Origin of the sequence: Calidithermus terrae (genome assembly GCF_003574345.1) — a bacterium.
Lineage (GTDB): Bacteria > Deinococcota > Deinococci > Deinococcales > Thermaceae > Calidithermus > Calidithermus chliarophilus.
Genome location: NZ_QXDL01000140.1, coordinates 1 through 10983, shown reverse-complemented (window position 1 = coordinate 10983; position 10983 = coordinate 1). Strand labels below are relative to the sequence as shown.

The window sequence follows — 10983 nt, the reverse complement described above, 5'->3', positions numbered from 1 at the left end:
GTCCTTGGCAGCGGCCATCAGCGCGCGCAGGCCGCTCGTGAGCTGATAGGCCAGCTTGGGCAGGGGCGTGCGGTACAGGCGGATGAACAGGCGGTCGGCCACGGCCGAGCCGGGGAAGGGGCGGGTGAGGTCGTGGAGGGTGGGGTTGGCGTTGCTCTTATAGCTGCGGTTTTGCTCGAGCAACTGCTCCTCGAGGGGGATGCGCACCCCCAGCAGCAGCACGGCGTTGAACACCGTGGCCAGCAGCGCGGTGACCCAGGCGTTGAAGATCAGGGGCAGGCTCAGCAGCTCCAGCGCCACCGCCACGTAGTTGGGGTGGCGCAGGTAGCGGAAGGGGCCGGTCTCGATGGGCGGCGCCCCGGGGATGACGAGGATGCGGGTGTTCCAGAAGGGGCCCAGCGTGTGGATGGTCCAGTAGCGCAGGTACTGCGCGGCCAGGAACAGCACGAGCCAGACGGGCCACAGCGGGCTCAGGCTCTGGCGCGTGCCCCCCTCGAAGAGGATGCCCAGCAGCCACAGGCCGTGCAGCAGGAAGAAGTAGGGGTAGTGCTCGCGGCCGTACTCGCCCGCGCCGCGCTCGAGCGCCCAGTTGAGGTTGCGGTAGGCCAGGGCCAGCTCGAGCAGCCGTTGGATTACCACGATCCCGACAGCTAAAAAGACCAGGGTGAGCATTACCAACGCAATACTACACCCTCGGCGGCGAAGCCTGGGCCCAGCGCCAGCAGGACCCCCCGGGTCCCCGTCTCCACCCTGCCCAGCAGGCGCTCGAGAACGAAGAGCACCGTCGGGCTCGACATGTTGCCGTAGTGGCGCAGCGTGCACCAGGAGGCCTCGTAGCTGCGCTCGTCGACGCGCAGGGCCCGGCGGTAGGCCGCCAGGACCTTGCTTCCTCCGGGGTGCAGGGCCCAAACGCCCACGTCCTCGGCGCTCAGGCCGTAGGCGGCTAATCCATCCTTAATCAAACGGCCCAGCTCCCCCTCGACCAGGTGGGGGATGCTCTGGGCGAAGCGCACCTGCAGGCCCGGCTCGACCACGTCCCAGCCCATGACCTCGTAGGAGCCGGGCAGGAGCCTCGAGAAGCCCCCCACCACCTCCGGGCCCTCCCCCGGGCCCAGCACCACCGCCGCCGCGCCGTCGGCGAAGAGGCTGGTGGCGACCAGGTTGGCCTTGGAGAGGTCGTCGCGGACGAAGGTCAGGCTGCACAGCTCCACCGCCACCAGCAGCACGTAGCCCTCCGGCCGCAGCCGGGCCAACTCGGCAGCCCGGGCCAGCCCCGCCGCCCCGCCCGCGCAGCCCAGGCCCCAGATCGGCAGGCGCACCGCCGAGAGCGGGATGCCCAACTCCTGCACCAGGTGGGCCTCGAGGCTCGGCGTGGCGATGCCCGTGGTGGTCACCAGCACCACCGCCCCCACCTGCCCCGGCGCGACCCCGGCGCGTTCGAGCGCCCGCTGACCGGCTTGAGCGGCGAGCTCGAGCGCCACGCTCTGCCACAGCCGGTTCTTCTCGGCGAAGCTGTGCTCCTGGGCGAACCACCCCAGCGGCGCAGAGACGTAGCGCGCCTCGATGCCGGTGTTCTCGAAGACCCCGATCAGGCGCTCGACCCCGCTGAGCCTCGAGAACAGCGCCCGGGCCAGCTCCCTGGCTTCGGGCTGGCGCACCCGGTAGGGCGGGTTGGCGGTGGCGAGGCCCAGGATCCGCGGGTTCATGGTGCCTGCCGAAGGTAGCCGCGCGGGCTGAGGGCGTCCTGACCGGGGGCTGTGCGCGGGGTATGCATGTCAGTGGTCGGGCTCGGGGGTGCGGCAGGTGTCGCGGAAGACGAACTGCGACAGGCGCTTGCGGTGGTCGGACTTCCAGTCGATGCGGGGGCGGGGCCTCTCGGGGGGCACGTAGCCCAGCCGGTACACCGCCATGAGCTCGAGGTCGTCGGGCACCTCGAGGACCCGCTTGACCTCCTCCCAGGCCTCGGGGATCTCCATCGGCGTGCTGACGAACTGGATGCCCATGCCCAGCTCGACGGTGGTGAGCCAGACGTTCTCGATCGCCATCCCCAGCCCCAAGACGCTGTAGAAGCCCGAGAGCTCGCCCGGACGGTACTCCTGCTTGTCGAGCAGCGCCGCCAGCAGCAGGGGAGAGCCCGCCACCAGCTTGCGGTTGTCCTCCCCCAGCACGCGCGGCACCCCCAGCGTGCGCAGCAGCCCCAGCGCGCCGGGGCTCATGATCTGCCGGGTGAAAGGCCGCAGCGGCCCCGGCAACTGGTCGATGAGGATGCCGTCGCGCCGCTCCTCCATCTCCTTCTCGCTGAAGCGGAAGTAGGGCCGGTAGCGCTCGAAGAAGCGGCCCTCGGCGATGAGGCGCTCCATCGAGCTGCCCCCCAGCTCGGCGATGCGGTGGATGATGGCCTTGTTCTCGACGAGCACGAAGCGCCAGGGCTGGGAGTTGAAGTGGCTGGGGGCCCGCGAAGCCGCCTCCATCAGGAGGTGCTGGTGCTCCTTGGACACGGGCTGGTCGAGGAAAGGGCCGTTGGTGGTCTTGCGCTTGCGGATGACCTCGAGAAACTCCATTCACACCCCCACTGCGAGCAGATACCCGATCAGGCCGACGGCCCCCAGCGCCGGGTGGAGCCAGGTGCGCGGCCGGGCCCGGGGGAAGTAGGCCAGGCAGGCCACGGTGAGCCCCAGCCAGGCCTCCCGGGCCAGCACCAGCGCGGCCACCGCCGAGGCGAAGACCCCGAAATAGAGCACGTGGTGCCACACCCCGAAGCGGGCAAGCCGCAACTGCGCGGCCACCCCCACGGCTAAATTGAGCAGGTAGAGCCCGAAAGCCACTGCCAGTACGGGGTGCATCGGCCTAAGCATACCGGCGCGGCCGACCGCGTCTGCAAGCTGCGATACGGAGACCGCACACCCTTTGATACGCGGCGGCCCTCGCCGGCGGATGTTTTTGTCGCGGCGAACCCCTCTAGCGCAGCGCCGACTGCAGCACGATCCCCACGATGGTCCCCAGCAAGCTCCACAGCAGCGGCGTGAGCCAGCGCCGCTCCTGCTCGTGGGCGATGGTGCGGGCGTGGAGGTCGATGGCGGTCCGGACCAGGGCGTCGATCTCGTCGGGGTTCAGGGGGCGGCGGGTCACGTCCTTGTAGGCCGCGTCGCTCGACTCGGCGGCCCGCAGCTCCTCGGCCGAGAGCTCGCGGCGCAGGGGCACGCTGTAGGTGCGGTCGAGGCCGTGGCGCAGCCGCAGGCTCGCCCACTCCTCCTCCTCGTCGGAGAGGCGGAAGAACTCGGGGTGCTCGTAGAACACCGTGCGCCAGTCGCCGGCGCTGCGCGGCGAGCCCAGGCGGTACTCCCACTCCTGCCACTTGAGGCTGGCGTAGGGATAACGGCCCATCAGGGTGATGGCGGCGATGAGGTCGGCCAGGCGCCAGTCGCGCAGGTAGGGGGAGTTACGGGCCATCTCGCTTACCCACTTTAGCCGAGGCCGCCGCCTTGGCGCCTTCCTCCGCGGCCAACCGCCGGATGTAATCGGCGAAGTCGGAATCCTCCCCGCTGAGCAGGCCGGGCAGCGCGTCGCGGAAGTCCTCCCGGCGGCACCACTCGCGCATGTAGTCCTCCCACGAGTTCCAGCGGCGCGACTGCTGGGGGTTCATGCGGGGCTCGTAGACGAGCAGGTACGCGCGCTCGAAGAGCGAGACCAGGATGTCGAAGAGCACCAGCATCCGCTCGCGCTGTTCGGGCGTCAGCCCCTCGGTGCGCCCGGAGGAACGCAGCTTGAGGTCGGGGTTCTCCAGCACCAGCTTGAGGAAGTCGGTGTAGGAGTCGGAGAGGAGCTGGTAGGTCTCCTGCTCCTCGTTGTCGCGCTCCTTGCGCTGCTCGTGGATGAACAGGTAGATGGCGAAGGGCAGCCCGATGACCGTGACGGCGTAGCTCAGGAGCTCCCAGGTCTCGAGGCTCATCCCTCTAGAGCATACCGGGAGCGCTCGGCCTCCTGACGCGCCTGTACGCCGTGAGCTTAGGGCTAGCCGACCAGCTTCTTCGCCTCAGCCAGGACGGCCTTGACGAGCTCGGGCGACTGCATCTCGCAGTAAACCCTGAGCACCGGCTCGGTGCCCGAGGCCCGGAAGAGCAGCCAGCCCCCGTCCTCGAAGAGCCACTTCACCCCGTCGAGGGTGTCCGTGCCCACCACCTTCTGCCCCGCGACGGGCCGGGGGCTCGAGACCTTCTCCACCACGGCGCGGATGTGCTCCATGCCGGGCAGGTGCAGGTCGAGGCGGTCGTAGCTGTGCTTGAAGCCCACCTCGGCCTCGATCTCGGCGAACTGCTCGCCCAGGCCCTTGCCGCTCCTCACCACTGCCTCCAGCAGCAGCAGCGCGTTGAAGATCCCGTCGCGCTCGGGCAGGTGGAGGCTCACCCCGATGCCGCCCGACTCCTCCCCGCCGATGAGCACGCCGCCTCCCAGCATCTCGTCGGTGATGTACTTGAAGCCGATGGGGGTGGTCTGGACCTCGACCCCCAGCTTCTTCGCCAGCAGCTCGACCACCCGCGAGACCGAGAAGGTCTTGACCACCCGGCCCTTCAGGCCCCGGCGCAGGGCGAGGTGCTTGAGCAGCACCGCGAAGATCTGGTGGCTGTTGAAGTTGGCCCCGCCCGCCAGCACCGCCCCGATGCGGTCGGCGTCGCCGTCGGTGACGGCGGCGAAGGTGCGGCCCTCCTCGGCCTTGAGCACGGTCATGACGGTGAACTGGTTGGCGGGGATGGGCTCGGGGTTGACCCCGTAGAACATGGGGTCGGGGACTTCGTGCAGGCCGCGCACCTCGAGCTTGAGCCCGGCGTGCTTGGCGAAGCCCGCGATCCAGCCGCCCCCGGCCCCGCCCATGCTGTCGTGGTAGAGCACGCCCTCGTAGGCCCGCAGGGCGTCCATGTCGAGCAGGCCGATCAGGTGGTCGTAGTAGGGCTTGCGCACGTCGAAGCGCTCGAGCTTGTGCCGTGCGGGGTCGAAGGCCCGGGGCTCGGCCCCCAGCTTCTTCTCCACCTCGGCGACGAGGGCGGGCACCGCCGCCCCGCCGTAGCTGCCCTTGATCTTGAAGCCCAGGTACTCCGGGGGGTTGTGGCTGGCGGTGATCATCACCCCGCCGTCGGCCTTGAGGTGCCACACCGCGAAGGAGAGCACCGGCGTGGGCAGGTGGCTCTTGGAGAGGAGCACCTCGAGGCCGTTGGCGGACAGCACCTGCGCCGCCCGCTCGGCGAATTTCCCTGCCTGGAAGCGGGTGTCGTAGCCCACCACCACCCGTTTCGCCCCCTGGGAGTTGAGGTAATCCGCGTAGGCCTGGGCCACCTTCGCCACGTTGTCGAAGGTGAAATTCGCGCCGATAACGTCGCGCCATCCGTCGGTGCCGAACTTGATGCTCGCCATACCTCGGACATTCTAAGGCTGCAAAGCCGTAGCCATCAGCCGTAAGCCGTCCGCCCTCGGCGGCAGGCTGTGCAGGACGCGTTTTTACCGGGTGGGTTTCGGCTGGATGACGAGCGTGAGGTCGGCGTAGTTGTACAGCGAGCCCGACTCGCAGTAGACCTGGGCCTCGAGCGTGCTCACGGGGGGGTCGAGCGCCTCGGCCGCGGTCACCCGGAGCGTGGCGGTCGTGGCCGTGCCCTCCAGGACGGGCGGGGTGAAGGCGGCGGTGAGGCCGCCGGGCAGGGTGCCGCCCGCTTTGGGGCGCAAGGAGCAGACGACGGGGGCGGCGAAGTCGGCGGCGCGCTCGAGCACCACGGTCGCGGTGGCGCCCTCGGGGTCGCCCTGGGGGACGGTGAGCTTCTGGGGGGCCACGCTCACCCGGAAGGTGAAGAGGTTGCAGCCGCCGAGCAGGCCGAGCAGGAGCAGCAGGGGCAGGGTTTTGGGCATGGGGTCAGTCTACCTTCGGGGGCTGTGGCCGCGCTGACCGCCTTACCTTTGCCCTCGAGGGCAGGTGGTAGACTTCGAGGGCTGTTATGGACTTGCTTTCCTCCCTCAACGAAGCCCAACAACAGGCGGTGCTGCACTTCGAAGGCCCCGCGCTGGTGGTGGCGGGCGCGGGCTCGGGCAAGACCCGCACGGTGGTGCACCGCATCGCCTACCTGCTGCGCGAGCGCCGGGTCTACCCGGGCGAGATCCTGGCGGTGACCTTCACCAACAAGGCCGCCGGGGAGATGAAGGAGCGCCTGGAGAAGATGGTGGGCCCCCACGCCAAGGACCTCTGGGTCTCCACCTTCCACTCGGCCGCCCTGCGCGTCCTGCGGGTGTACGGGGAGTGGGTGGGGCTCAAGTCGGGCTTCGTGGTCTACGACGACGACGACCAGGGCACCTTGCTCAAGGAGATCCTCAAGGACCTGGGCATCGAGGCGCGGCCGGGGCAGTTCAGGGCGGTGCTCGACCGCATCAAGAACCGGCTGGGCGGGGTGAGCGAGTTCCTGCGCGAGGCCCCCGACTTCGTGGCGGGCGTGCCCAAGGAGCAGGCCGCCGAGGTCTTCCAGCTCTACCAGAAGGCCCTGCGCGGCCAGGGCGCCGTGGACTTCAACGACCTGCTGCTCCTGGCGATCCGGCTCTTCGAGGAGCAGCCCGACGTCCTGCGCAAGGTGCAGCAGCGCGCCCGCTTCATCCACGTGGACGAGTACCAGGACACCAACCCCGTGCAGTACAAGCTCACCCGGCTGCTGGCCGGTTCGCTCGAGGCGGGCGGGCCGGGGCCCAACCTGGTGGTCGTGGGGGACCCCGACCAGTGCCTGCCGCCGGACACCCTGGTTCACACCCCGCAAGGGCTGCGCCCCATCGCGGAACTCGAGGCCGGGCACGAGGTCCTGGCGGCCTCGGGCGACGGCAGGCTGGCCCCGGCCCGGGTCGGGTACGTCAAGCGGGGGAGCTACCGGGGGCCTTTGTGGAGGGTGCGGGCCGGGGGCGCCACCCTCCGCGGCACGCCGCACCACCTGGTCCCGGTCCGGATGGCGCCGGAGGCGGGCAGCTACTTCGTTTACCTGATGTACCGGCACGACCGGGGTTACCGGGTCGGCCTGACCAAGAGCCTGCGCTCCAACGACGCGGGGCTCGAGGAGCTGGGCTTCAAGGTCCGGCTCAACCAGGAGCGGGGGGACAAGCTCTGGCTGCTCAAGGTGGTCCCCAGCTACGCGGAAGCCCGCTACCACGAAGCCCTCTTCGCCGCCCGCTACGGCCTGCCCACCGTCTTGTTCCACGGGGAGGGGCGGGGCCTCGAGATGGACGAGCCCTGGTTCGAACGCCTGTACCGGGACCTCGACACCGAAACGGGGGCCCGGCGGCTCATGAAGGACCTGTGGCTCCACCCGGAGTTCCCCCACCACCGCCCGCAGAACGGCCTCAACCGCCAGAGCCTCAACCTCACCGTGTACGGCGACCGGCGGCCCGGCGGGCGGCTGCTGCACCGCGTCCAGTGGTCCTCCGTCCGGGCCGACGTGGCTGAGCGGCTGGGCAGGGCGGGCTTCGCGGTGCGTTCCAACGGCAGGGGAGATTACCGCCTCGAGACCGCTCGGGTGAGCTATCCCGAGGCCCTGGCCCTCGCGAAGTCGGTGGCCCGGCTGGGCGGGATGGAGATCGTGCGGAAGATGCTGATCGGGGGCCGCAGCTACCACCTGATGCCGCTGTCCCACCTGCACCCGGGCATGAAGGTCTTGTTGCAGGACGACAGCGGGGCCCTGCGGGAGGCCGCCGTCGAGGCGGTGGAACAGGCCGACTACGACGGCCCGGTCTACGACCTCGAGCTCGACACCCACCACACCTACCTGGCCGACGGCGTGCTGGTGCACAACTCGATCTACGGCTTCCGCAACGCCGACATCAACAACATTTTGAGCTTCACCAAGGACTACCCCGGCGCCAAGGTCTTCCGCCTGGAGGCCAACTACCGCTCCACCGCCGCCATCCTCAGCGTAGCCAACGCGGTCATCGAGAAGAACACCGCGCGGCTGGAGAAGACGTTGCGCCCGGTGAAGGGCGCAGGCGACAAGGTCAGGCTCTTCCGGGCCCCCAACGCCCGCGAGGAGGCCGCCTTCGTGGCCCGCGAGATCGCCAAGCGCGGCAACTTCGGCCAGATCGCCGTGCTCTACCGCACCAACGCGCAGTCGCGGGTGCTCGAGGAGCACCTGCGCCGCGCGGGCATCCCCGCCAAGCTGGTGGGGGCGGTGGGCTTCTACGAGCGCCGCGAGGTGAAGGACCTGCTGGCGTATGCCCGCGTGGCCGTCAACCCCCTCGACGCGCTCTCCCTGCGCCGCATCGTCAACACCCCCCCGCGCGGCATCGGGGCGAGCACGGTGGGCAAGCTGCTCGAGCACGCCCAGCGGCAGGGGATCTCCGCGCTCGAGGCCTTCCGCCACGCCAAGGACGTGGTGAGCCGGCCCCAGCAGGTCGAGGCCTTCGTCAAGCTGGTGGACGAGCTGGTCGAGGCCGCCTACGACACCGGCCCCCGCGACTTCCTCAAGCGCGTGCTCGACGAGACCGGCTACCTCGAGACCCTCCGCGCCGAGCCCGACGGGGAGGACCGCATCGCCAACGTCGAGGAGCTGCTGCGCGCGGCGGGCGACTGGGAGGAGGAGGTGGGCGGCACCCTGGCCGACTTCCTCGACACCATCGCCCTCACCGCCTCGGCCGAGGAGCCGGCCAAGCGCGTGCAGGACGGTAAACTCGAGGACCCCGACGCCCCGCAGGACCAGGTCACGCTCATGACGCTGCACAACGCCAAGGGCCTGGAGTTCCCGGTGGTCTTCCTGGTGGGCGTGGAGGAGAACCTGCTGCCCCACCGCAACAGCCAGAGCCGCCTCGAGGACATGGAGGAGGAGCGCCGGCTGTTCTACGTGGGCATCACCCGCGCCCAGGAGACGCTCTACCTGAGCTACGCCGAGGAGCGCGAGGTCTACGGCAAGCGCGAGTACACCCGCGAGAGCCGCTTCCTCGCCGACGTGCCCGCGGAGCTGCTGGAGGAGGTCTCGGCCTTCGGCAGCGGCGGCCCGGCGGTGGTGATCCGCCCGGCCAAGGCGCCGGAGGAGAAGAAGCCGCTGAGCGTGTTCAAGGGCGGGGAGAAGGTGCGCCACCCGCGCTTCGGCCAGGGGACGGTGGTGGCGGCGCTCGGCGCCGAGGTCACCGTGCACTTCCCCGGCGTCGGGTTAAAGAAATTGGCGGTTCAGTTCGCGGGCCTCGAGCGTATAGACTGAGTCGATCGTTCTCGCGGGCCGGCCCCCTGAGAACGCGCGGGGGAGTGGATTATGCGCGGATGGCTGACGGCATTGGCGGTGTTTTTCGGCATTTCCTTCGCCAGCGGGCTCGACTTCGGCGTGGGGGTGCGCAACGGCCCCTACGGCAACTTCGCGGGCAACCTGGGCGTCTACCTCGACGGCTCGCCCCTCGACGCGCGCGCCAACCTGGTGGTGGGCGGCCCCAACGGGCTCATCCTCACCGCCGAGGTCATCTACGTGCTGCCCATCGAGTTGATCGTGCGCCCTTACGTCGGCGGGGGCGTAGGCGCGGGGATCACGGTGCGCGGGGGCGACGGCGAGATCACCTTCGCGCTGGGGCGCACCTGGTACGGCTTCGTGAGCGCGGGGGTGCAGTTCCCCGACCGGGGCTACCGGCCCTACCTCGAGGTCGCCCACTTCCTGGGCACCGACACCTTCACGCTCTTCCGCGTGGGCTTCGTGGCCCACCTGCGCATCGTCTGAACGGGCCGCCCGGGGTAATGCTCCGCCGGCGAGGGCGCGGGGTTTTGTAGAATCCCTTTAAGGGAGGCCCCATGAAAAAGCGGATCTTGCTCCTTCTGGCGATCGGTTCGGCGATGGCCGCGGCGCAGGGCGTGCGCCAGCAGGGCTTGGGCGGGCTGGTCCTGCCCGGCCCCGGGGCCGCGCCGTACAACCCGGCCTACGCCGCCTACCCCTCCACCTACGCGGAGGGGGAGGGGTTCCGCCTGCCGCTGGGCCTCCTGCGGCTGCTCCTCCCCCTGTTCCCCGAGACCAACGCCCCGGGCTACTTCTACGACCGCCAGACCTTCAAGGAGCGCTTCGACGCCCTCAGCTTCTACGACCAGCTCACCCACCTCGACTCTTTCCTCTTCAACCCCGCGCGCAGCCCGGACGAGGTGGTTTTCTCCATCGGGAAGGACGCGATCACCATCACCGACGGCCAGGGCAACCCCTTGAACTTCGACTTCAGCGTGGGTGGGGGAGGCCGTACGGCCTCGGCGCTGACGCCCCCGGCGCTCGTGCGCATCCCCCTGCCGACCGGCGTGCCGGGGCTGGACCTCGGCTTCGCGCTCGTCCTCGGCCTCGGCGGCCTCAGCGTGGAGGCCAGCCAGGACCTCGAGCAGGCCATGCGGAGCGGGGACCTCGCCCGCTGCCGGAGCGCCGACCCCTCGCCCTGTGCCCTTACCGGGCGCACCAACGCCCTGGGCGCGGTGGGGCTGAACCTCGCCTACGCCGTCCCCCTGCCGGAGATCCCCGGCTTCGAGGGGAAGGTCTACGCCGGGGTGCGCGGGGAGGGCTTCTACGGCCTGGGCTACCTCGAGGCCCAGGCCACGGCCCGGCCCACCTTCGACCAGGACGGCAACCCCAACGGCACCGAGTACGAGGTGCGCTACTTCTACAGCGTGCCCGGCAACGGCACGGGCTTCGGGGTGCGGGCCGACGCCGGGGTGGTGGTGGACTACCAGGGCTTCACCTTCGGCCTGGGGGTGCGCAACCTGGTGGGCTTCGCCCGCTGGTCGGGCACCGAGGTCACCGTGCAGGACGGGAGCTCGAGCGAGGCGCCGGCGGTGCGCCAGAGCGCGGGCTTCACCCCGGCCGTGTTCCTCAACGGCGCCTACCGGCTTCCCCTGGAGGGCGGGAGCCTCCTCATAGGCGCCGACTTCTCCTCGGCCGACGGCAGCTTCCACCTGGGGGCCGAATACGCCGTAGGGCCCTACCGGCTGCGGGCCGGGGCGGGGCTGCCGGGGCCCGCGCCGGG

The 10983-nt window shown here is 70.3% G+C and carries 11 protein-coding genes; 3 read left to right on the top strand and 8 right to left on the bottom strand.

From position 1 onward, the window contains the following. From Mterra_RS14695 to Mterra_RS14660, 8 genes are all read right to left on the bottom strand, one after another. Nucleotides 1-639: isoprenylcysteine carboxyl methyltransferase family protein (locus tag Mterra_RS14695; RefSeq protein WP_245971643.1), on the bottom strand; the 639-nt coding region annotated here is incomplete at its 3' end. Nucleotides 640-671: 32 nt separating this feature from the next. Beyond that, a complete protein-coding gene (locus Mterra_RS14690) occupies nucleotides 672-1706 on the bottom strand; it encodes a type III polyketide synthase (RefSeq protein WP_027893516.1) in 1035 nt (344 codons plus the stop codon). Nucleotides 1707-1775: 69 nt separating this feature from the next. Next, a complete protein-coding gene (locus tag Mterra_RS14685; protein WP_027893515.1) occupies nucleotides 1776-2561 on the bottom strand; it encodes a nitroreductase family protein in 786 nt (261 codons plus the stop codon). After that, nucleotides 2562-2843 carry a hypothetical protein gene (locus Mterra_RS14680; protein WP_027893514.1) on the bottom strand — a complete coding sequence of 94 codons (282 nt, stop codon included), beginning with the start codon at nucleotides 2841-2843 and terminating at the stop codon, nucleotides 2562-2564. It abuts the gene before it with no gap. Nucleotides 2844-2958: 115 nt separating this feature from the next. After that, nucleotides 2959-3450 carry an N-carbamoyl-L-amino acid amidohydrolase gene (locus Mterra_RS14675; RefSeq protein WP_119315854.1) on the bottom strand — a complete coding sequence of 164 codons (492 nt, stop codon included), beginning with the start codon at nucleotides 3448-3450 and terminating at the stop codon, nucleotides 2959-2961. Then, entirely contained in the window at nucleotides 3440-3949 is a 510-nt protein-coding gene (locus tag Mterra_RS14670; RefSeq protein ID WP_119315853.1) for a hypothetical protein, read from the bottom strand. The genes Mterra_RS14675 and Mterra_RS14670 overlap by 11 nt, the downstream gene beginning before the upstream one ends. A gap of 62 nt (nucleotides 3950-4011) precedes the next feature. Next, nucleotides 4012-5406 (bottom strand): phosphohexomutase domain-containing protein, encoded by a 1395-nt coding sequence (locus tag Mterra_RS14665; protein ID WP_119315852.1) that lies wholly within the window; start codon nucleotides 5404-5406, stop codon nucleotides 4012-4014. 84 nt (nucleotides 5407-5490) lie between these two features. Continuing rightward, nucleotides 5491-5892 carry a hypothetical protein gene (locus tag Mterra_RS14660; RefSeq protein ID WP_119315851.1) on the bottom strand — a complete coding sequence of 134 codons (402 nt, stop codon included), beginning with the start codon at nucleotides 5890-5892 and terminating at the stop codon, nucleotides 5491-5493. An 86-nt stretch (nucleotides 5893-5978) separates the two neighbouring features. Between Mterra_RS14660 and Mterra_RS23180 the strand changes: the two genes are divergently transcribed. From Mterra_RS23180 to Mterra_RS14645, 3 genes are all read left to right on the top strand, one after another. Further along, the gene (locus tag Mterra_RS23180) at nucleotides 5979-9203 is read left to right on the top strand and encodes a UvrD-helicase domain-containing protein (RefSeq protein WP_119315850.1); all 3225 of its coding nucleotides are present in this window, start codon (nucleotides 5979-5981) and stop codon (nucleotides 9201-9203) included. 51 nt (nucleotides 9204-9254) lie between these two features. Beyond that, nucleotides 9255-9707: a hypothetical protein gene (locus Mterra_RS14650; RefSeq protein ID WP_119315849.1), complete on the top strand. Its 453-nt coding sequence runs from the start codon at nucleotides 9255-9257 to the stop codon at nucleotides 9705-9707. A 71-nt stretch (nucleotides 9708-9778) separates the two neighbouring features. Continuing rightward, the coding region (locus tag Mterra_RS14645) for a hypothetical protein (RefSeq protein ID WP_176582540.1) at nucleotides 9779-10983 on the top strand (1205 nt) is incomplete at its 3' end.